The sequence below is a fragment of the Streptomyces sp. NPDC043746 genome (assembly GCF_056436485.1).
Map to the genome: position 1 here is coordinate 308,030 of NZ_JBWKCM010000004.1, position 20,902 is coordinate 328,931.

A 20,902-nucleotide genomic window follows, 5' to 3' on the forward strand; every position below is an offset into this window, starting at 1 on the left:
CTGTCAGCGCTCCGGCGGTCGGAAGTCGGCGGGAGGGGGCGTATCGCGGAGGGGTGTGCGCAATTGCCGGGTCGTCCGGTGTCGGCTGCGGTCACCTCTGGGGCTCGGGCACCTTCGGAGGGCAGTCGGGGCCGTCCGGGTTGGTCGCCACACAGAGCGGGGCCTGGGTCATCTTGGTGTAGTTGTCGGCCTTTTCGCCGACGCTGGAGATGGCCGAGGTGAAGAGCGGGTCGAGATTCTCCCCGACGCCGCATCCCTTGAACGGCGGGATGTGCGCGTAGCCGGTGAGGTTTCCGCCGGTCGCCACGAGGTATCCGGCCGGTGGATAGCTCTGGCCGTATCCCCGCAGCACCTGCTCGAAGGGCCGTTCCGTGCGGCAGTCCGGCCCGACGTCCAGCGGTACGCCGTTCACCTCCACGTCGTACAGGCGCATGGAGAGCTGGGCGGTGACCGTGGATTCCTCGGGGTAGGTCGGGGTGTTGGTGACCGTGTGGGTCTGGACGACGGCCGGGGGGCCGACCTGTTCGAGCACCATGGTGGCGGTGGTCGGCATGAAGCCGTAGGAGAGGAAAGTGGCCTTCGTCGGGGGAAGTTGGCGCTTGCCCTCGTACTCGAACTCCACCTCCGAGGTGACGTCGACGGTCGAGGCGCAGGAGTCGTTGATGTACCGCTTGTTGAGGACCACCTTCATGAAGGCGGGTCCCAGGGCGGCGGCCCCGTCGAGCTTGACGGCGTTGGCGTACCCGGCGGCGTACGTCTCCGCCGTGGTCATGATCCACTCGGGCGGTATCTCGATGGGGCAGCTGCCGGGGTTCTCGTCGTCGAGGGCTTCGAGCCGCGCCTCGGTGAGGTCCTCGATCTTCCGGTGGGCGTCCGGGACGAGTCCGGGGACCGGGCGGGCGGGTGGTGCGGTGGGTTCGGCCGCGTCCTCGCGGGGGGTGGTGGGGTCCGGGGCGGGGGTGGTCGGGCCGGCTCCGTCGCGGACGGTGATACGGGCGAGGGAGCGCTCCTGGTCGTCGGCGGGGGCGCAGACGACGGTGAGGTGCGGGGGTGCGGTGGGGGCGCCGCCCTCGGTGAAGGAGGAGAGGGTGAGGGTGAGCCCGGCCGGGGCGAGGGTGGCGGGGCCGGGGGTGCCGAAGGCGACGGTGGGGACCTCTCCGGTGGCGGTGAGCACCACACCGTCCGGGTCCTTCTCACCTTCCCCCGGTGGGGGTAAGGCGACCTCGGGGGCTTCGAGTTGCTGCCAGGAGGCGTCGGCGGTGCGGTCGCCGTTGGTGTTGCGTACGGTCAGTTCGGCGGTGGCGGACAGGGTGGCCGCCTCCAGGGCCGTGAACCGCGTGAGCGCGGACGGGGGCAGGGGCACCTGAACGGAGACGTCCTGCGGGCGGATCGTCTCGCCGGCCCGGGCCGTGACGGGGAGGACCGCCTTCACGCCGACCTCCACCTGTTCCGTGCCGGAGGGGAAGGGGCAGGTGTAGGGGACGGCGACTTCGGACGTCTGGTCGGCCGCCACCGATTCGGCGCCGGGGATGAGCGCGGTGGCGACGACGAGCGCTCCGCCCAGGGCGAGGTGGACGGGGCGTCTCGCCGCGGCGCGTGCATCGAGAGTCATGCGGATGGTGTCCTTCCGGCGCGCGCGGGCCCATCGGTGCGATGGCTGCGAAATGGGGTCCACTTCTCGGCAACGGCCTTTCGGGCGGCTCGGAATGGCCCTTACCGACGGGTACGCTACGCACCCTTCCGGGCGTCTGGGAAGAGCCGGTAATTCCGCCGTTTAACGGGAGTTCGATTCTTGTCAGCCGATGACAATTCCGCTCCGGGGAATTATCGGCGAGTGAGTGGAGAAGCATGGGTGACCGGCCGCCGGGACCGCACGGCCGGGCACCCATGCTCACGAGCCGCGCATCGGCGGCGGGAGATCAGCCGCGTCAGCCGCTGATGACCGGGGACTTGCCGGTGGCCGTGTTCACGATGGTGTAGAGGCCCTGGAAGCTGGCGGTGTTGCCGACGATGCCGCAGCCGCCGCCGACCTTGTTGGCGATGGTCAGGGTGAGACCGCCGCCCGCCGTGTTGAGCGTGCCGTTGCTGCCACCGGAGCTCGGGTTGTTGTACTTGGCCGCCACCTTGCCGGTGACGTCGAAGGTGCAGGGGCCCAGCAGGCTGCTGCCGGTCACCTTCGCCTTGATCGCTCTGATCTCACCGGTCGTCTGGCCGGTGGAGTTGGTGCCCGCGCCCGCCGCGTAGTCGTGCCCCCAGATCTGCCACGGGGGCGTGGTGGAGACGGTCCACGTGGAGCTGAACGGGCCGGTGCACGGCGAGTTGAACGAGATCGCCGAGATGGAGGCGAGCTGCGCCGGGGAGCCGGAGACCGGGGACGTGGGGGCGGTGCCCGATGCCGCGGAGCTGGCGCACTGGATCTTGTTGCCGTTGTTGTCGGTCAGGACCGTGACACCGGCGCTGCCGGTGAAGTTGCCGGTCGGCGTGATGGTCCAGCTGCTCGGCGCGGCGATGGCCGAGGGGACGGCCAGGGCGACGGATGCCACGGCGGCACCGATCGCGGTCAGTACGCCGGATCGCTTGATCATGGAATTACTCCTTTTTTCTTGTCCTGTTGGGGATACGAGTGGACGTGCGCCCGAGGCGTTCGGGCGGCACGCTTCGAACTGGACGGGACCACCTCCTTCTTCGGGTTGTGCGGGGCTCTCCGGGGAATGGAGGGCGCCGGGGAATGGAGGGGGTGGGCCGCTACCGCACCGCGGAGTGCCAGAATTCCGACAGCTTGCGACCCTCGTTCGGCGCCAGAGAGGCCGGGTCGTAGGGGCTGCCGAAGTAGGTCGAGGTGTTGTCGAGCTTCACGCTGTTCTTCCCGGAGGCGGACGGCAGCCCGGTCTTGAGGTTGACCGCCCAGTCCAGCAGTCCGGCCACTCCGCAGCCGCTCGCCCCGGGGACGGCGAACATGGCGTCGGCCTGGTCGGCGCCCGAGAAGGTGTAGCGGCCCATCTCGCCCTCGTCGTCGCGGGTGCCGTCGGCGGCGAACCGCTGGAGCGAGAGGCTCGGCGCGTTCAGGTTCTGCGGCTTCAGCAGCACCGGGTCGGCGGTGGTCCCGATGAAGCACTTGTCCCCGAGGAACGGGTTCTTCAGGTGGATGCGCACCGGGATGGTGAGAATGGGCTCACCGGTGGAGAAGGCCGCCGCCATGGTGAAGTCCCGTGGCGCGCCCGCCGGTTCGATGGTGGCGGTGACCCGGTTGAGGTTGTTGTCCGTCAGCTGGCGGCAGATGGCGGAGACGAGCGGAATACCGCTGGGGCACATCAGCCCGAGCAGTCCGCCGGGGATCTCGGCCGGATCGGCGGTGAGCGCCCCGCCGGGCGGGGCCACCAGGGTGTTGGTGCCGTCGCTGCGCTGGATGACGCCGAGTTGCAGATCGCTGTTGCCGGTGGGCACCTGGCTCTTGCCGAGCGTGATGGACCCGGTGACCGAGCTGGAGGCGATACAGGTGGCGATGGTCTCGATGCCGTCCGCCGCGAGCATGGCGGGTGCGTCGACCGGGCAGCGGTCGAAGGGGGCCCAGTCGCCGTTGAGCCGAGTCTGCGCGGCGGCCGAACCGGTGGAGAGCACGGCGCTGAACGCCGTGAATGCCGCGAGCACCCCTATGCGGGTGCGGTTGGAAACGGATCTCATGTCGTCCCCTCTGGTGAGCCGCCCCATGTGCGGCCTTGTGCGCGAAGTTGACCGGTTCTCCGACGCATGCCCGCACCGCGACGCAGACGTCGGCAGTGGTGGAGCCGCGGGGTGGACCCGGGGAAGAGAAGATCTGAGCGTCAATTTCGGGCAGATTTCGTGGCCGAATTGAACGAAGCGTGATGTTACTCGCGGGAAACACAGCGACACAATCCGTCCGGCCAAGAATTTTTCCTGGCCCCCGTTTTTGATCCGTAAATGAGTAACCGCGGGTCACGCCCTTGTCAGGGAATGCGCATTGGCGTCCCCGGAATGCCGGCCGACCGGCGGATCCCGTCCTCCTCCGGCCCGACCCCGGCCCACGCCGGACCGCCTTGTCACCTCCCGAGCCGGCGGCCGAAATTCATTGTCCGAAAGCGCGCAGCACCGCCCGACCTGCACGGAAGTCCCACCGTGCGGACATGATGCGTGGCCCCTGCACCCCGATCTTGTCCAAGTGGTGTGCAGTGCCTGTTCCGTGGTCTATCTTCGTCGCGGACTCGGTACGCACCTGTCGGTTCGTGGGAGCGCTTTCCCCACCGTCTCACCCCACCACCGGGCGCCGGGAGCAGAGGGGACTTGGCATATGGCACACCTCATACAGCCGTTGGACACCGATGACCCCCTGGGGCCGCTCCCCCAGGAATTCGCCGCGATCATGCGGCCCGAACTCCCCAGCCTCATCAAGGAAATCGGTGTGGAGGTCACCCGCGCCTATCCGGAATACGCCCGGCTGCTCGACGGCCCGAACGGCCAGGCCATCCGGGTGGGCGTGGAGCAGAGCCTCTCGTCCTTCGTCGACCTGGTGGCCGAGCCCACCGCCTCCACCACCGTGCGGGACGACATGTGCCGTCGCTTCGGGCGGTTCGAGGCGTACGAGGGCCGGACCATGGACACCCTCCAGGGCGCCTACCGGCTCGGCGCGCGGGTGGCGCTGCGGCGGGCCAAGAAGGTGGGGCAGAGCTACCACCTCTCCCCCACCCTGATGCTCAGCTTCGCGGACGCGCTCTTCGCCTATGTCGACGAGCTGGAAGCGCTTTCCCGTGAAGGCTTCCTGGAAGTCCAGTCGCAGTCCGGGGAGCAGGGCGAGGCGCTGCGCAGACGGCTGCTCCATCTGGTCCTCGCCGGACGGCCCGCCCCCCGCAGCGCCATAGCGGACCTGTGCGAGCAGACCGGCTGGACGCTGCCCGACGAGGTCACCCTGGTCGCCGTCCGCGCCCCGGCCGCGCTGGACCGGCCCGGCGTGGACCGGGACATCCTCTTCGACCTCAGCGACCCGCAGCCGCATCTGCTGCTCCCCGGCCCCCTGGACGAGCCCCGGAGCGCCATGCTGGCCCAGGCCCTGCCGGGCTGCCACGCCGCGATCGGGCTGACCGTCCCGACGGCCCTGGCCTGCGACTCCATCCGCTGGGCCCGCCGGGTGCTGGAGCTCGTCGACGCCAGAGTGATCGACGACGCCCCGCTGATCCGCTGCGAGGACCACCTCATCACCCTGTGGCTGCTCTCCGATCCCGCCCTGCTCGACCAGCTCGCCCAGCGGGAGCTGGCCGCCGTGGCGGGGATCAGCGCCACTCGCCGCGAACGGCTGATCGAGACACTGCGGATCTGGCTCGACACCCGGGGCACAGCGGCCCAGATGGGCGAGCTGCTCGATGTGCACCCGCAGACCGTGCGCTACCGCATGCGCAGCCTGGAGACCATCTTCGGCGATCAACTCGTCGACCCGGAAAGCCGCTTCGCCACCGAGGCCGTGCTGCGTGCGTTACGGCTGCGCGCCCGCTCGGCCGGCGCCTCCCCCTGATCCGGCACACGGACGTGATCCGGCGCGCCCCCGCGATCCGGATCACGTCCGGAGCGACAGGTCAACTTACCAGCGGGTAAGACGAAATAGACGGTCAGTCCCCCAACGGTTGCGACACGGAGACGTATCCGACGAGAAACCCGGAACCGCGTCCCGTACACAGGGAGGAGTCTGCCGCTCATCCGGCGGCAGCACCCACGTACCGCCTCCTGGCCGACCATCCGAGAGGGAACGTCCCATGACCGCCTCGCACCTCCTCGTCCCCGTGCCGATCCCGGACCGGGTCGCCGCGCTGATCGGCTCGTGCATCCCGCCGCACATCCTGGAGGCGGAGTTCGAGGCCGACTGCGCGGCCCGCGAGGTCCGCCGGTTCCGAGGGCCCCGGCTGGCCCTGGAGGACCAGGCGGACCGCGAACAGGCTCTCGCCGAACTGGCCCGCGCCAACAAGGTCCTCTCCGCCCACCACCCCCGGCTGACGGTGGGACCGGGGTCGTTCGCCTGACCGGGCGGTGCTCGACCCGAGGCGGGCGGGCACCCCTGCGCCGGGGCCGGCGGGGCCGTCGGGGATAGTGGCCGTCCAGCCGTCCGCTCCCTGGGAGAACCCATGACGACCCGCCGCGGTGTCCGCCGCCCCTCCCTCCTCCTCGTCACCGACCTCGGCTATCAGGCACGGGGCCGCCGCTACTGCGACGAGGACGTCTTCCTGGCCTCGCGGCTGCGCGAGGCGTTCGACGTGGCGCTCTGCCACCCCCGGGACGCGGCCGCGCTGCTGGACCGGTTCGACGCCGTCCTCGTACGGAACAGCGGGCCCGTCCTGCACTACCCACAGGCGTACGAGGCGTTCCGGGCCCGGGCCGTCGAGCTGCGGGTGCCGGTGTACAACCCGCTGAGCGGGCGGGGGGACATGGCGGGCAAGGGATATCTGGTGGAGCTGAGCCGGGAGGGGTACCCGGTGATCCCCACGGTGGACCGGGCGGCCGACCTGGGGCTGCTGCCGGAGGCCGGGGGGTACGCGGTCAAGCCGAAGCTGGGGGCCGATTCGGAGGGGCTGCGGTTCGTCGCGGGGGCGGACGTCGGGGCCGAGCTCGCCGGGGAGGCCGACGGGGTGCTGCTCGTACAGCCCCGGATCGACTTCCGGTACGAGGTGTCCTTCTACTTCGTCGACCACCACTTCCAGTACGCCCTGTACGCGCCGGACCCGGAGCGGCGGTGGGTGCTGGAGCCGTACGCGGCGAGCACGGAGGATCTGGACTTCGCCCGCCGGTTCATCGCCTGGAACTCCCTCCCGTACGGCATCCAGCGGGTCGACGCCTGCCGTACGGCCGAGGGGACGCTGCTGCTCGTGGAGTTGGAGGACCTCAATCCCTATCTGTCGCTCGACCGGGTGGGCGAGGAGGTCCGGGAGGCGTTCGTGGCCCGGCTGACGGCGTCGCTCGCCTCGATGGCCGGCTGACCCCCGTTAGGACGGCCCCGGCATGCGGGTGGCGGGGGCCGGTGTGAGGGTGCAGACGTGACCACTGCCAGCGAGCAAGCCCCCGCCGCGCAGAGTGCCGCCGCGCCGCCGCCCGTCCTCGACCGGCGGCGGCGCAACATCGTCTTCACCACCATCGTGCTCGGGATGCTGCTGGCGGCGCTCGACCAGACGATCGTGGGCACGGCCCTGCCGACGATCGTCTCGGACCTGGGCGGCGCCGCGCACATGTCGTGGGTGGTCACCGCGTACCTGCTCACCGAGACGATCGCCACCGTGCTGGTCGGCAAGTTCGGCGACCTGTTCGGGCGGAAGCTGGTCTTCCAGGTCTCGGCGATCATCTTCGTCACCGGCTCGTTCCTCTGCGGGCTCGCCTCCGACATGCTGCTGCTGATCATCTGGCGCGGGATGCAGGGCATCGGCGCCGGGGGCCTGATGGTCACGTCGATGGCGCTGATCGCCGATGTGATCCCACTGCGCGAGCGCGGCAAGTACCAGGGCGCGATCGGGGCCGTCTTCGGCATCTCGACGGTGATCGGGCCGCTGCTCGGCGGACTCTTCACCGACCACCTGACCTGGCGCTGGGCGTTCTACGTCAACGTCCCCATCGCGATCGTCGTGGTGATCGCCGCCGCCCGGACCATCCCCGCGGTGAAGGCGGCGGGGCGGCCGGTCATCGACTACGCCGGGATCGCGTTCGTCGCCGTCGGGGCGAGCGCGCTGATCCTCGCGACGAGCTGGGGCGGGAACGAGTACGCCTGGGGCTCCCCCATGATCATCGGCCTGTTCGTCGGCGGGATCATCGCCCTGACGCTGTTCTGCCTGATCGAGACCCGGGCGAAGGAACCGATGCTGCCGATGCGGCTGTTCCGGAACCCTGTCTTCACCGTCTGCTCGGTCCTCAGCTTCATCGTGGGTTTCGCGATGCTCGGCTCGATGATCTTCCTGCCGACCTATCTCCAGTACGTGGACGGGGACTCGGCCACCCTCTCGGGCGTGCGGACCCTGCCCCTGGTCGCCGCGCTGCTGGTGGCCTCCATCTTCAGCGGCACGGTGGTCAGCAGGACCGGCCGCTACCGGCTCTTCCCCGTCGCCGGGACGCTGGTCATGGCGGCCGGGCTCTTCCTGCTCTCCCGGATGGGGCCGGAGACCGGGGTGTGGATGGAGTCGCTGTACATGGTGGTGCTGGGGCTCGGGATCGGGCTCGCCATGCAGGTGCTGACCATCGCCGTGCAGAACACCGTGGACTACGCGGACCTGGGGACGGCGACCTCGGGCGTGACGTTCTTCCGTACGCTCGGCAGCGCCTTCGGCACGGCCGTCTTCGGGACGATCTACGTCAACGCCCTGACGCCCAACCTCCGGGACGGGATCGCCCAGGCGGTGGCGGCGGGCGGCGATCCGGCGGTCCTGGCCCGGGCCGCGGAGAGCCCGCAGGCCCTGCACGCTCTGCCCGCAGCCCAGGTGGAGCCGCTGTCCCAGGCGTATGCGCAGACCCTGCACACCGTGTTCCTGTGGACCGTGCCGGTGGCGCTGATCGGCGTCGTCGTCGCACTGTTCCTCAAGGAGGTGAAGCTGCGGGACTCGGCCCGGCTCGCCTCGACGGACATGGGCGAGGGCTTCGCCCAGCCGGGCAGCGGCGACTCGGAGAAGCTGCTGGAGATCTCGGTGGCCTCGATCCTGCACAGTGCCGGTCCGGACACCGCCCGGCGGATCATCCGGGAGTCCGACACCCGGCTGGACATGGCGGGGGCCTGGGCGGTGATGCAGGTGGACCTCTTCACCCGGATGGTCGGCCACGCGGGGCTGCGGCTGATCGCCGCCCGGCACCGGCTGCCGCCTGAGGTGCTGGTCCCCGTCTTCGACCGGATGATCGAGGAGGGCTATCTCACGGGGGACGGCCGGATCTTCTCCCACACGGCGGCGGGCGCCCGCGAGGCCCGGGTCATCTCGGACGCCTGGGGCCGCTGGCTCAACGAACGGCTCGCGGAGGACGGGGCCCGGCCCGACGACGGACAGCTGCGGACCGCCGTGGACGTGATCGCGAAGCGGCTGCTGGCCGAGGACCTGGCCCAGGAGCTGTCACCGGAGCCCCACCCGGGCGGCTCCGAGCGGGTGGGGGCGCCCGCCTGATCTCCCCAGGTCGGGGCGGTTGCCCGGCGGTGAGGGCCGCCAGGCCGGGCGGCCCGGTGGGTAAGGGTTCTCAGTCGACGAAGACCGCCGTCGCGTAGACCCAGGCGCCCTCATGGCGGACGAAGCGGCTCTGCTCGTGGAGGGAGTCGGGCCGGCCGTCGTCGGTGTAGTGGGCACGGAAGGTGACGGTCCCGGTGGTGTGGAACGCGCTGCCCTCGGTGGTGTCGAGGATCTCCAGCCCCATCCAGCGCATCGCGGGATCGAAGTCCACGCCGGGCGGCCGGGTCTCGGGGTGCCAGGTGCGCAGGAGGTACGGGGCGTCCTGGACGACGAAGGCCGCGTAGCGGGAACGCATCAGGGCCTCGCAGGTCGGGGCGGCGGCGCTGCCGGAGTGGAAGCGCCCGCAGCACTCCCCGTACGTCGCGGCCAGCCCGCAGGGGCAGGGCGAGGCGGCGGTGATGCGCGGGGCGGCGGGCTGCTGCCGGGGGCGGGAGGTGCGTCGTGACATGGGTCCATTGTGCCGCCGGGGACGACGAGTGGTTCGGCGGTCCTGGGCCGCACGCCCGGGCGCCCCGATGCCCCCCGCTGTCACCGCCCCGCCGCGAACCGGCGCCGGTACTCCGTGGGCGTCAGCCCCGTGCGGCGGCGGAGCTGGGTGCGCAGGTTGGTCGCCGTGCCCAGGCCGCTGGTGCGGGCGACCACGTCGAGGCGGTCCTCGCCGCGCTCCATGAGGCGGCAGGCCAGGGTGATCCGCTGCTCGGTCAGCCAGGCCAGCGGGGTGGTGGAGAGCTGGGCCCGGAAGCGGCGGTGGAGGGTGGCCGGGCTGACGGCCGCGCGGGCGGCCAGCGCGGGCACGTCCAGCCCGTCGGTCAGGTGCTCGGTTGCCCAGGCGAGGAGCGGGGCGAGCGAGGCGTCGGCGGTCCCGGGCAGCGGGTGTTCGATGAACTGGCGCTGGCCGCCGTCCCGGTGCGCCGGGTGGACCAGCCTCCGGCTGACGGCCGCCGCGATCTCGGCGCCGTGGTCGGAGCGGACGATATGGAGGGCGGTGTCCAGGGCGGCGGCGCTGCCCGCCGCGGTGATGATCTGCCCGTCGTCGACGAAGAGGACGTCCGGCCGCAGGTCGACCCGCGGGTACCGGGCGGTGAACTCCGCCGCCCAGCGCCAGTGCGTGGTGGCGCGCCGGCCGTCCAGGACGCCCGCGGCGGCCAGCGTGAACGTGCCGGTGCAGAAGCTGACCAGCCGGGCGCCCCGGGCGGCGGCACGCCCGACCGCCGCCAGGACCTCCGGACCGGCCTCCTCCAGCGGGTCGGGCCGGTTGGGGACGATGAGCGTGTCCGCGCGGTCCACGGCGTCGAGGCCGGGTACGTCGGAGAGTTGGAAAAAGCCTGCGTGCATCCGGACCGCGGGGGTGGGCGAGCAGAGGGTGAAGTCGTACCAGCCGACGGGCAGCTCGGGGCGGCGCAGGCCGAAGAGTTCGGTCGCCACGCCCATCTCGAAGGGGTTCGACCCGGCCGAGACGATCATGACGACCCGGTGAGGGGCCCGGCGCGCGGTCCGGTCGGTCGTCCGGTGCGCCGTTCGGTCGGTGGTCCGGTCGGTCGTTCGGTGCGCGGCCCGGTGCGAGGATTCTTTCGCCATGTGCGATTCGTAGCACTCACGGGTGCTGCGGTCCACCGCCCACCATGGGCTCATGACCACAGACGACCTGGCGCGAACCGCCACCACGGAACCGATCCTGCTCACCGATGCCCTGGGCTCCTTCGACGCGCTGTGGAGTCCGCGCATCCTGACCCGTGTCAACGACTACGACGTCCGCGTCGCCAAGGTCCACGGCGAGCACGTCTGGCATGTGCACGAGAACACGGACGAGTTCTTCCTGGTGGTGGACGGGGCGCTGGACATCGACCTGCGCGACGGGCCCACTGCCCGGGGCGAGCGGACGGTGACGCTCCGCCGGGGCGCGGTCTTCGTCGTGGAGCGTGGCGTCTGGCACCGGCCGCGTTCGGCGGACGGTGCCTCGCTGCTGCTCTTCGAGCCCTCCGGTACGTCGACGGTGGGCACCGCCCACGACCCCGTACCGGACCATGTGGACGCGACGACGGGCCATGCGCTCACCCGGTGAGACGGTGGGGGCTCAGGGCTTGCGGGCGACTCCCGCGTAACCGGGGATCGGCTCGTCGCCCGGGACGTCGATGGTCTCGCCCAGCTCCGGATGCCAGTCGGCGGAGAGCGAGACGCCGGGCTCGACCAGTTCGAGGCCGTCGAAGAAGGCGGTCAGTTCGGCGCGCGAGCGGGGGCGCAGGGTCATCCCGCGCTCCTTGTACAGGGCCCGGGCCTGGGCCGCACCCTCGGGGTTGAAGTCGCCGGTGGTGTGCGAGAGGACCAGGTAGCTGCCGGAGGGGAGCTGGTCGACCAGCTTGCCGACCAGCTCGGCCGCGCCGTCCTCGTCGTCGATGAAGTGCAGCAGGGCCAGCAGGGAGAGCGCGATCGGCTCTCCGAAGTCCAGCACCTTGCCGGCCTCGGCCAGGATCGTCTCCGGTTTGCGGGCGTCGGCCTGGATGTACTCGGTGGCACCCTGAGGGGTGGAGCGCAGCAGGGCCGCCGCGTGGGCCAGGACGATCGGGTCGTTGTCGCAGTAGACGATCCGGGCGTCGGGGGCGGTCCGCTGGGCGATCTGGTGGAGGTTCGGCTCGGTGGGTATGCCGGTGCCGATGTCCAGGAACTGGCGTACACCCTGCTCCGCGAGCCAGCGGGTGGCGCGGTGCATGAACGCCCGGTTGACCCGGGCCATGTCCCGGCCCCGGGCGTCCAGCTTCAGCAGCTGCCGCGCCATCTGCTCGTCGACCGGGTAGTTGTCCTTGCCGCCGAGGAACCAGTCGTACATCCGGGCGGGATGCGGCTTGCTCGTGTCGATCTCGATGGCCAGGGGCTCTTGCCCGGTCATGGCGCACTCCATGGGTAGGGGTCGAACAGGATGGGTGGTGGCGCGTCAGGTGAGAAGGAAGTCGGCCTGGCCGGCCTTCGCACCCTGGATGAACGCGGCGATCTCACCGTGGGAGTAGATGAGCGCGGGGCCGTCCGGATCGGCGGACTGGCGCACCGCCACCCGCCCGTCGGCGAGCTTCATGGCCTCGATGCAGTTGCCCCCGTTGCCGCCGCTCCAGGGCTTGTACCAGCCTTCGGAGCCGAGGTCGGCGGCCGGCATGCCGTTGTATATGTGGTTCATCACAGCTCCTTGCGGAAGTCCCGGAGGATTTCCTTCGTGCGTAGTGCAGTTGCGGCCTGGGCCGCCATCCGGTCCATGACCTCCAGATACGAGGCGACCTCGGGGCGGGCGTCGAAGTAGACCGCTCCGGTGAGGTACTCGCTGAAGACCATGTCGGGAAGTTCGGGAACGGCGAAGCGGAAGAGGACGAACGGGCCGTAGGTGCCCGGGTGGTGGCCGCTCGCGAACTCCGCTATCTGCACGGTGACATGGGGCAGCTCGGTGGATTCGAGCAGCTTGTCGATCTGGGCGCGCATCACCTGCACCCCGCCCACCGGCCGCCGCAGGACCGTCTCGTCCATGATCACCCACAGCCGCGGGGCGTCGCCCTTGCTGAGCAGGGACTGACGCTCCATGCGCAGGGCCACATGGCGCTCGATGTCCTCCGGCCGGGTCTGGCCGACAGCCCCGGTACGCATCACGGAGCGGGCGTAGTCCTCGGTCTGGAGCAGGCCGGGCACGAAGTGCGGTTCGTACATGCGCAGGAGGCTCGCGGCACCCTCCAGGCTGACGTACATGCTGAACCAGTCGGGCAGCACATCGTGGAACCTCTGCCACCAGCCGGGCTTGTTGGCCTCCTCGGCCAGTTCGACGAAGGCCTCGGCCTCGTCGTCGGCGACGCCGTACGCCTTCAGCAGCAGCTGGACGTAGGGGATCTTGAGACCGACCTCCGCCGTCTCCATCCGGCGTATCGTCGCGGGAGCGACCCTGAGCACCTTCGCCGCCTGGTCACGGGTCAGGCCGACGCGCTCCCGCAGATCCTGCAGGCGCTTGCCGAGCACGACCTGACCCACGGTCGGGGCGGACCGTGGTTCGCTCACTTCAGACCTCCCCATGCGCTGTTTTGCGAGCAGTGTGCCACGCGTGCGCCCCCAACGACACAGTCACTCTGAAAATTTCAGAGTGCCCCTTGCCAAGTGTCCTCGACAGGGGGAGAGTTGGTCACCGAACCAGTTCGCTCAGTCATGACCGCTCCTCTCGCACCCCGGGGAACGAAGCGTGACGCAGCCCCCACTGTGAGGAATCGGTCGTGGCACCTGGCAGTGCGCTCATCCCCCGGCTCATGGATCTCACCCCCGGGACGGAAGCGCTCCGGTACTGCTTCGCGCTGCCCGCGCGCCCGGAGTCGGTGGCCGGCGCCCGGCAGCTGACCCGGGCTCGGCTGGAGAGCTGGAAGCTGGGCGGCGAGGTCTACGACGCGGCCGTGCTCATCGTGTCCGAGCTGGTCACCAACGCGGTCGTGCACACCGCGAGCACCCGTGTGGTCTGCGAGCTGCGCTGTCTGGGCAGACGGCTGCGCATAGCCGTGCAGGACCAGGGCCACCAGCCGGGCGGCCCCCGGCTGCGCCGCTGCTCCGACGACGAGCACGGGCGCGGTCTGCTGCTGGTCGACACGATGAGCAGCTCGTGGGGTTCCCACGACGCCGGTGACGACTCCGGCCGGATCGTGTGGGCGGAACTCCCGCTCAGCGGCGCGGAGCGGCCATGCTGAGGAACGCACTGTCCAGACTGCGCGCATCGCACCGCCCGCACCCCTCCGAGACGCCCCGCGGGAGCCGGGTGCAGCTGTCGCTGCCGCCCTCGATGTCCGCCACTCTGGGATGCGACGCGGTCGGCGTGCCGGCCCGGTACGGCTTCCGCCTGATGTCGCATCTCCCGCGCACCGGCTGCGTGTTCGCCGACGCGGACCGCTGGTGGTGGATCGTCCCCGCCGGCTCGGACCTGGACCTCGACTGGCCCGAGCAGGTGGTGTACGCACGGGGCGCCGACGTTCCCTCCGTGCGCCCCCGGCTGATCCACTCGCCGGACAGCCTCACCCCCTACACCCCGCCCATCCCGCTCTTCCTGATGGTGTGCCAGGTCGCCGGGGTGGCGCCGACCTGGGCCAGGAGCGCCGTACCGGCCCCTTGAGCCTGCCCTCTACGGCCTCTCGAGGTAGGCGAGTTGCGGGTGTGCCTGGATATAGCCGTCCACCAGCTTCCGGGCCACCGCTACGGAGTCGACCAGCGGGTGGAGCGCGAAGGCCCGCACCGCCGCCGCCCGCGACCGGCTCTCCGCCGCCTGAAGCACCGTACGTTCCACGGCCTTCACCGCGGTGACGAGGCCGACCGCGTCGTACGGGAGCGGCGAGACGGCCACCGGGTGGGCGCCGTTGGCGTCGACCAGGCAGGGCACCTCCACGACGGCCTCGGTGTCCAGGGCCGCCAGGGTCGTACGATTGCGGACGTTGAGGATGAGCGAGGTGCGTTCGTTGCGGGCGACGGCTCGCATCAGGGCGAGGGCCACCTGCTCGTAGCCGCCCGATTCAAGGTCGCTCTCCGCGCGCTCCCCCGCCCCGGCGACGTCCCGGTTCTCCGCCATGTAGGTGGCCTCGCGCTCGGCGCGGGTGAGGTCCCAGGTGGACAGGGCGGGGGTGCCGGGCTGCCGCATCCGGGCGTAGAACCCCTCCTGCTGCTCGCGGAGGAAGGCACCCCGGGTCTGCTCGGCCTCCTGGTAGGCGCGGACGGCCTCACGGTTGAAGTAGTAGTAGTGCAGGTACTCGTTGGGGATCGCGCCGAGCGAGGCGAGCAGGTCGGCGCCGAAGAGGCGGCCCTCCTCGAAGGAGGAGAGCAGCGCCGGGTCGCCCAGGAGCCGGGGCAGTTCGTCCCGTCCGTCGACGTAGCAACCCCGCACCCAGCCCAGGTGGTTGAGGCCCGCGTAGTCGATCCAGGCCCGGTCCGGGTCGGCGCCCAGGGTGCGGGCGATACGCCGCCCGAGCCCGACCGGCGAGTCGCAGATGCCGATGACCCGGTCACCGAGGTGGCGGGACATGGCCTCGGTGACCAGCCCGGCCGGGTTGGTGAAGTTGATGGTCCAGGCGTGCGGGGCGAGCCGGGCGATGCGCCGGGCCAGCTCGACGGCGACGGGGACGGTGCGCAGTCCGTACGCGATGCCTCCGGCGCCGACCGTCTCCTGGCCGAGGACGCCGAGGTCCAGGGCGACGCGTTCGTCGGCGGCCCGTCCGGCGAGGCCGCCCACCCGGATCGCGGAGAAGACGAAGTCGGCGCCGCGCAGCGCCTCGTCCAGCTCGGTGGTGGCGACGACGGCGGGCGCGTCCGGGATGCCCCGCGCCTGTTCGGCCAGGACACGGGCGACGGCGGTGAGCCGGTCGGCGTCGGTGTCGTACAGGGTGACCCGGGAGACCCGGCCCTCCGCGTGATCGCCGAGCAGTGCCCCGTACACGAGAGGCACCCGGAATCCGCCACCGCCAAGAATTGTCAGCTTCACGCTGCTCGATGGTACGGGGGCGGCCCCCACGTACGGCGGAACGGCCCCGGATCCCTCGCCGCGGGTTCCGGGGCCGCCCTTCACGGGCCCGGGGCTCTTGCGGCCCGGTCAGTAGCCCTTCCACCAGCGGGTGACGGCCTGCCAGAGCCGGGCGGGCGCGGCGGGGCGGCGCTGGCTCGGGACCACGGCGGTGCCCGGTGCCGGCTGACCGTCCGCCGGAGCCGGTCCCTCCGCGGGCGGTGCGGCGGGCCGGGGCAGCGGCGCCGCGCCCGGGGCGTGGGCGGGCTGCGTCCCGGCGAGGGAGTGCGCGGGCTCGGGGACGGGGCGGGCCGGGGAGGAGATCTCCCAGTCCCCCGCGGGACGGGCCGGGCGGGTCATCACCGAGAGGGGGTCGGCGTCCAGCTTCTGCTGCGGGCTGGGGGCGAACTTCACCGGCAGCTCGACCAGGTGGCGGGACATGATGTTGCCCACCCAGCGCAGCTCGCTCTCGTCGAGACCGAGCTGGAGGTCGGGCAGCCGCATCAGGAGCGCGTCGACGCCGACGTCCGCGATGGCTCGGCCGATGTCCTGGCCGGGGCACTCGTGCGGGCCGCCGCTGAAGGCGAGGTGGGCCCGGTTGCCGCCCATGTCGGCGGTGAGGTCGGGGCGGACCGTCGGGTCGGTGTTGGCGGGGGCGATCCCGACGAGCAGCGCGTCGCCCGCCTTGATCTGCTGGCCGCCCAGTTCGGTGTCCCCGACCGCCCAGCGGCCGAAGACGGCGGTGAACGGCGGCTCGTCCCACAGGGTCTGCTCCACCGCCTCGGGCACGGTCATGTGGCCGCCGCTGAGCCGGGCACGGAAGCGCGGGTCGGTGAGGACCATGCGCAGCACGTTGGCGATGAGGTTGGCGGTGGACTCGTACGCGGCGATGAGGATGAGGCGCAGGTGCTCGACGACCTCGATGTCGGTCATCGTCGCCGGGTGTTCGACGAGCCAGGAGGCGAAGTCGTGGGCCGGTTCGGCGCGGCGGCGCTCCACGAGGCGGGTGAGCACGGCGACGACATGGGCGTTGCTGGCGATGGCGGTCTCGGTGCCGCGGGTCATGTCACGGGCGGCCTGGACGAGACGCTCGTCGTACTCCTCGGGCATGCCGAAGATCGCGCACATCACCATCATCGGCAGATGCTCCGCGAACTGCCCGACCAGGTCGGCGCTGCCCTTCTCGCAGAAGTCGTTGACCAGGCGGTTGCTGAAGCGGTTGATGTGGCGGCGGACGCCCCGCGTGTCGATGCGCTCCATGCTGTCGGTGACGGCTCCGCGCTGCCGCTCGTGCGTGGCTCCGTCGGCGAAGACGCAGACGGGCTGCCAGGTGAAGATCGGGGCGAGCGGGTGGTCCGGGGCGACGGTGCCGTCCTGGAGGGCCCGCCAGCGGCGGGAGTCCCGGGAGAACTGGGAGGGGGTGCGGGTGAGGTGGAGATTCTCGCTGTGGCCGAGGACGAGCCAGGCGGGTACGTCGCCGTGGAGCAGGACCGGGGCGACCGTGCCGTGTTCGGCACGGAGCTTGTCGTAGAGGCCGGCGGGGTCGCTCTCCGCCTCGGGGCCGTACAGCCGGCGCAGGCCGCCGGGGCCGATGCCGAGGTTGTGCGCCGGGCACTGGGGCGGCGGGACGGCGCCGGGTTCGTGGTGGAAGGGGGTTGTCACGGTGGCTCCAGGGATCAGGACGGCCGGGCATCGAACGGGGGGTGTACGAGAAGGGGTACGGGGGCGCGCGTCGGGGGAACGGCGCGCGCCCCGGCGTCGGAACGGCCGGGAACCGTCCCGAGGCCGGTGGGTCGTGGACGTCGGGCGAGGGCCGGAGGGCCGGAAGGCCGACGGCCCGGGGGAAAGTCGGCTCCGGCCGTCAGGCCAGCGGGACCGCCAGGCTGTGCAGATAGCGCATCAGGGTCATCAGCACATCGCGGCTGGAGGCCCGCAGCCGGGCGTCGCAGTCGATCATCGGGACCTCGTCCGGCAGGTCGAGCGCTCTGCGCAGGGCCTCGACCGGATGGTGCGGTGCGTCGGGGAAGGTGTTGACTGCCACCACGAACGGCACCCCGCGCTCCTCCAGCCGGCCGATGACGTCGAAGCTGACCTCCAGCCGCCGGGTGTCGATGAGGACGACGGCGCCGAGGGCGCCTTCGAAGAGGCCGTTCCACAGGAACCAGAAGCGCTCCTGGCCGGGGGTGCCGAACAGGTAGAGGATCAGCTCCTCGCTGAGGCTGATCCGGCCGAAGTCCATGGCGACGGTGGTGGCGGTCTTCGTCTCCACCCCGGCGTTGTCGTCCACGCCGACACCGGCCTGGGTCATGGTCTCTTCGGTCGTCAGGGGCCGGATCTCGCTGACCGAGCCGACCATGGTCGTCTTGCCGACCCCGAACCCGCCGACGATCACGACCTTCACCGCGGCGGTGGCCGTGGTGGGGAGGACGTCCTCGCTGCGGGGTCCGGTGATCGTGTCAGAGCTTCTGAAGTCCATGCATCACCGCTTCGAGAAGGGACCTGTCGGGGAGTGTGGCGCGGACGATCGGCGCACGCGACTCGATGAGTTCGGTCGCGAGGAGATCGCTCAGGAGCGAGGTGACCACGCTGAACGGCAGGCTGAGGTAGGCGGAGATCTCGGCGACCGATAAGGGCGCCTGACAGAGCCGCAGGATCGCCGCCTGCTCCGGCTGGAACGTCGGCGAGGGCTCGGCCTGCGCGACGACCATCGTGACCAGGTCGAGTGCGGCCCGCTCACTGTCGTCGAGATCACCGGTGATCACGTACAGCCGTTCCGGGTCGATGAGCGCCGGATCGGTCTTGCGGCGTTCTCGTCGGGGTCCGCTCATCCGGACTGCCCGCCGTGGCGGGGCGGACTGGTCAGGTGGGCACCGATCCGCACGACCATGTCCCGCATCCTGGCGCCGACCAGCCCGGCGTCCACCGTCTCTCCCGCCAGCACCGCGAGATAGGCGCCGGTCCCGGCCGCCATCAGGTAGAAGAAGCCACCCGTGACCTCGATGACCACGAGCTTCATCATGCCGTCGCTGTAGGGGATCTCGGTGGCCACCGCGGCGGCCAGGCTCTGCAGTCCGGCGCAGGCGGCTGCCAGCCGGTCGGCGACGTCCGGGTCGCCGCCGTGCATGGCGATGCGCAGCCCGTCCGAGGAGAGCACCACGATCTGATGGATGCTCGGCACGTCGTCGGCCAGCTCCTTGAGCATCCAGTCCATGTTTCCCCGCTGCTGGATCACTTCAGGTCTCCCTTGTCCCACGCGTCATCGGAGTCTTCGCCGTGCTTCGGTTCCTGCGGTACGCCGTTGACGGCCTTGGTGAAGGCCTCCAGCCAGAGGCCGGGGGGCCTCTCGCCGCCCGGCCCGCCGGGTCCGGCGCCCGGGTGCCCGCCCCGGTGCGGCAGCCCCCCGTCGGCGGGGGCGGCGGGCGGCGGGGGCTGCTGCGGCAGGTTGTGCGAGCCGAGCGGGGCGCGGCCCCGGCTGCGGCGCTGCGGCAGCCCGTTCTCGGTCCACTCGGTGACCACCGGGACGTCGTCCTCCATGGCCGGGACGGGCGCGGCCGGACGTGGCGCGGTGGCGGGGGCACCCGTGGGAGCCGGTGCGACCACGGAGGGCACCGGGCCGGTGGCCGCGGGCTTGGGCTTGCGCTTGCCGGGGGGCGGCACCACGTGCTGGAGCTGTGACATGTCCAGCGAGCTGGTGGGCCGCGAGGTGGCGCCGATGCCGTGGGCGATGCCCGGGGCCGGGCCGGTGGTGATCATGTCGCGCGGCACGATGAGGACCGCGCGGACCCCGCCGTACGCCGACTGGCGCAGCGAGACCTGGAGCTGGTACATCCGCGAGAGGCGGCCGACGACGGCCATGCCGAGCCGCGGGGACTCTCCGAGGTCGTTCATGTTGATGCCGGCCTGGGCCTGGGCGAGCATGTTCTCTGCCCGGGCGCGGGCCTCCTCGCTGAGGCTGACGCCGCCGTCCTCGATCTCGATGGCGATGCCGGTCTGCACCTCGACCGCGGTGACGTGCACCCGGGTCTGCGGCGGCGAGTAGCGGGTCGCGTTGTCGAGGAGTTCGGCGCAGGCGTGGATGAGCGGCTCGACCGAGGTGCCGACGATGGCGACCTTGGCGATCGAGTGCAGATCGACGCGCTGGTACTCCAGGATGCGGGACATCGCGCCGCGCAGGACGCTGAACAGCGGTACGGGCTTGGGCCACTGGCGGCTGGGCCGGGCCCCGCCGAGCACGGCGATGGAGTCGGCGAGCCGACCGATCAGCGCGGTGCCGTGGTCGATGCGCAGCAGGTCGTCGAAGACCTCGGGGTTGCGCCCGTAGTGGTCCTCCATCTCCCGCAGCTCGCTGGCCTGGCGGTGCACGATCGCCTGGACGCGGCGGGCGACGCTGACGAAGGCGCGCTGGGCGGAGTCGCGCCGGGCCTCCTCGTTGTCGATGACTTCGAGGACCTGGTAGACCTGCTCGCGCAGCGCCTTGGGCAGATGGCGGTTGGCCGCATCCGCGTCGACGATGTCGCGCATGACCTCCTCGGGCGAATTGCCCACCCGCAGCCGCCGGATGGCGGCGGGCATGACTTCCTTGGTGAGCCGGACGGTCTCGGAGTCATGGCTGAGGATGCGGTGTTCCAAGTAGGCGATGCGCTGTTCGTACTCCGCGCGCTGGGCGGCCATGGCCCGCTTGCGGCGGTGCAGCGCCACGGTGAGCACGGCGACCACGAGCGTGGTGATCGCGCCGCACACGGCGACTGGTATCCGCGCGGCCGGGACCACCAGGGCCGCCCCGGCGACGGTGGCCGCGGCCAGCAGGACCACGGGGGGCAGGACTACGCGGACGACGGGGACTTCTCTGTCGGTCGGCGGTGATTCAACACGGACCATCTAAACCCTCTGGCGGTTGATTCCGGGTGTACCGGGATGTATACGCACGTGAGCGGAGACTCATGAACAAGTGCTCGAATTCGCATCAACTCGACTTCACTGCGCGTGAGCTTAGCCAGATCAGAACAGGGGATCGGCATATTCGCCCAACCCCCTGCGGGAGCACGCGAAGAGGAATACACTCGCCAGTTTTCGCACGCACCGCTGTGGGGCGTGCGCGGGGAGTGACGACGGTCGGAAGGGGCCGGCCATCGAGCCCGCGGGTCCCGACAGGCGGGACAAGCCAGGGGGCTGAATCGACTGATAGTCGATCAAATCACCGACAGAGGAGCAGATTTGTCTCGCAGAG

The 20,902-nt window shown here is 71.2% G+C and carries 21 protein-coding genes; 7 read left to right on the forward strand and 14 right to left on the reverse strand.

Features of this window, described 5'->3' with window-relative positions; all coding sequences use genetic code 11:
* Positions 1 to 91: 91 nt before the first annotated feature.
* From AC0682_RS07020 to AC0682_RS07030, 3 genes are all read right to left on the reverse strand, one after another.
* Complete coding sequence (locus AC0682_RS07020; RefSeq protein ID WP_478531381.1) at positions 92 to 1,612, reverse strand: DUF6801 domain-containing protein; 1,521 nt, start codon at positions 1,610 to 1,612, stop codon at positions 92 to 94.
* Positions 1,613 to 1,928: 316 nt separating this feature from the next.
* Positions 1,929 to 2,585, reverse strand: a complete 657-nt coding sequence (locus tag AC0682_RS07025) for a hypothetical protein (protein WP_478531383.1) — start codon at positions 2,583 to 2,585, stop codon at positions 1,929 to 1,931.
* A gap of 160 nt (positions 2,586 to 2,745) precedes the next feature.
* Positions 2,746 to 3,681 (reverse strand): hypothetical protein, encoded by a 936-nt coding sequence (locus AC0682_RS07030; protein ID WP_478531384.1) that lies wholly within the window; start codon positions 3,679 to 3,681, stop codon positions 2,746 to 2,748.
* Between the two features lie 625 nt (positions 3,682 to 4,306).
* Between AC0682_RS07030 and AC0682_RS07035 the strand changes: the two genes are divergently transcribed.
* From AC0682_RS07035 to AC0682_RS07050, 4 genes are all read left to right on the forward strand, one after another.
* Entirely contained in the window at positions 4,307 to 5,521 is a 1,215-nt protein-coding gene (locus tag AC0682_RS07035) for a PucR-like N-terminal domain-containing protein (protein WP_478531385.1), read from the forward strand.
* 238 nt (positions 5,522 to 5,759) lie between these two features.
* Complete coding sequence (locus AC0682_RS07040) at positions 5,760 to 6,023, forward strand: hypothetical protein (RefSeq protein ID WP_478531387.1); 264 nt, start codon at positions 5,760 to 5,762, stop codon at positions 6,021 to 6,023.
* Between the two features lie 102 nt (positions 6,024 to 6,125).
* Entirely contained in the window at positions 6,126 to 6,974 is an 849-nt protein-coding gene (locus AC0682_RS07045) for an ATP-grasp domain-containing protein (RefSeq protein ID WP_478531388.1), read from the forward strand.
* Between the two features lie 57 nt (positions 6,975 to 7,031).
* Positions 7,032 to 9,125, forward strand: coding sequence for an MDR family MFS transporter (locus AC0682_RS07050; RefSeq protein ID WP_478531389.1), 2,094 nt, complete (start codon positions 7,032 to 7,034; stop codon positions 9,123 to 9,125).
* 70 nt (positions 9,126 to 9,195) lie between these two features.
* Here AC0682_RS07050 and AC0682_RS07055 read toward each other — a convergent pair whose 3' ends face one another.
* Together AC0682_RS07055 and AC0682_RS07060 are read right to left on the reverse strand one after the other, a co-directional pair.
* On the reverse strand, positions 9,196 to 9,633 hold the full coding sequence (locus tag AC0682_RS07055; RefSeq protein ID WP_478531390.1) for a YchJ family protein: 438 nt from the start codon (positions 9,631 to 9,633) through the stop codon (positions 9,196 to 9,198).
* An 80-nt stretch (positions 9,634 to 9,713) separates the two neighbouring features.
* On the reverse strand, positions 9,714 to 10,649 hold the full coding sequence (locus tag AC0682_RS07060) for a GlxA family transcriptional regulator (protein WP_478531485.1): 936 nt from the start codon (positions 10,647 to 10,649) through the stop codon (positions 9,714 to 9,716).
* 166 nt (positions 10,650 to 10,815) lie between these two features.
* Here AC0682_RS07060 and AC0682_RS07065 point away from each other — a divergent pair, with 166 nt between their 5' ends.
* Complete coding sequence (locus tag AC0682_RS07065) at positions 10,816 to 11,247, forward strand: cupin domain-containing protein (protein ID WP_478531392.1); 432 nt, start codon at positions 10,816 to 10,818, stop codon at positions 11,245 to 11,247.
* 12 nt (positions 11,248 to 11,259) lie between these two features.
* Here AC0682_RS07065 and AC0682_RS07070 read toward each other — a convergent pair whose 3' ends face one another.
* From AC0682_RS07070 to AC0682_RS07080, 3 genes are read right to left on the reverse strand one after another with little or no spacing between them, the layout of a single operon-like run.
* A complete protein-coding gene (locus tag AC0682_RS07070; protein WP_478531393.1) occupies positions 11,260 to 12,069 on the reverse strand; it encodes an SAM-dependent methyltransferase in 810 nt (269 codons plus the stop codon).
* Positions 12,070 to 12,114: 45 nt separating this feature from the next.
* The gene (locus tag AC0682_RS07075) at positions 12,115 to 12,351 is read right to left on the reverse strand and encodes a DUF397 domain-containing protein (RefSeq protein ID WP_254811336.1); all 237 of its coding nucleotides are present in this window, start codon (positions 12,349 to 12,351) and stop codon (positions 12,115 to 12,117) included.
* The gene (locus AC0682_RS07080; RefSeq protein WP_478531394.1) at positions 12,351 to 13,211 is read right to left on the reverse strand and encodes a helix-turn-helix domain-containing protein; all 861 of its coding nucleotides are present in this window, start codon (positions 13,209 to 13,211) and stop codon (positions 12,351 to 12,353) included. The genes AC0682_RS07075 and AC0682_RS07080 overlap by 1 nt, the downstream gene beginning before the upstream one ends.
* 209 nt (positions 13,212 to 13,420) lie before the next feature.
* Between AC0682_RS07080 and AC0682_RS07085 the strand changes: the two genes are divergently transcribed.
* Together AC0682_RS07085 and AC0682_RS07090 are read left to right on the forward strand one after the other, a co-directional pair.
* Complete coding sequence (locus AC0682_RS07085; protein WP_478531395.1) at positions 13,421 to 13,882, forward strand: ATP-binding protein; 462 nt, start codon at positions 13,421 to 13,423, stop codon at positions 13,880 to 13,882.
* Positions 13,876 to 14,301 (forward strand): hypothetical protein, encoded by a 426-nt coding sequence (locus AC0682_RS07090; protein WP_478531396.1) that lies wholly within the window; start codon positions 13,876 to 13,878, stop codon positions 14,299 to 14,301. Before AC0682_RS07085 ends, AC0682_RS07090 begins: the two co-directional genes overlap by 7 nt.
* A gap of 9 nt (positions 14,302 to 14,310) precedes the next feature.
* Here AC0682_RS07090 and AC0682_RS07095 read toward each other — a convergent pair whose 3' ends face one another.
* From AC0682_RS07095 to AC0682_RS07120, 6 genes are all read right to left on the reverse strand, one after another.
* The gene (locus tag AC0682_RS07095) at positions 14,311 to 15,657 is read right to left on the reverse strand and encodes a 6-phospho-beta-glucosidase (protein ID WP_478531397.1); all 1,347 of its coding nucleotides are present in this window, start codon (positions 15,655 to 15,657) and stop codon (positions 14,311 to 14,313) included.
* Between the two features lie 108 nt (positions 15,658 to 15,765).
* Entirely contained in the window at positions 15,766 to 17,337 is a 1,572-nt protein-coding gene (locus AC0682_RS07100; RefSeq protein ID WP_478531398.1) for a cytochrome P450, read from the reverse strand.
* A gap of 199 nt (positions 17,338 to 17,536) precedes the next feature.
* Positions 17,537 to 18,151 carry a GTP-binding protein gene (locus AC0682_RS07105; protein ID WP_003964952.1) on the reverse strand — a complete coding sequence of 205 codons (615 nt, stop codon included), beginning with the start codon at positions 18,149 to 18,151 and terminating at the stop codon, positions 17,537 to 17,539.
* Positions 18,132 to 18,503 (reverse strand): DUF742 domain-containing protein, encoded by a 372-nt coding sequence (locus AC0682_RS07110; protein WP_084751934.1) that lies wholly within the window; start codon positions 18,501 to 18,503, stop codon positions 18,132 to 18,134. Before AC0682_RS07110 ends, AC0682_RS07105 begins: the two co-directional genes overlap by 20 nt.
* Positions 18,500 to 18,907 carry a roadblock/LC7 domain-containing protein gene (locus tag AC0682_RS07115; protein WP_018491940.1) on the reverse strand — a complete coding sequence of 136 codons (408 nt, stop codon included), beginning with the start codon at positions 18,905 to 18,907 and terminating at the stop codon, positions 18,500 to 18,502. Before AC0682_RS07115 ends, AC0682_RS07110 begins: the two co-directional genes overlap by 4 nt.
* Positions 18,904 to 20,553 (reverse strand): sensor histidine kinase, encoded by a 1,650-nt coding sequence (locus AC0682_RS07120; RefSeq protein ID WP_478531401.1) that lies wholly within the window; start codon positions 20,551 to 20,553, stop codon positions 18,904 to 18,906. Before AC0682_RS07120 ends, AC0682_RS07115 begins: the two co-directional genes overlap by 4 nt.
* Between the last annotated feature and the right edge of the window lie 349 nt (positions 20,554 to 20,902).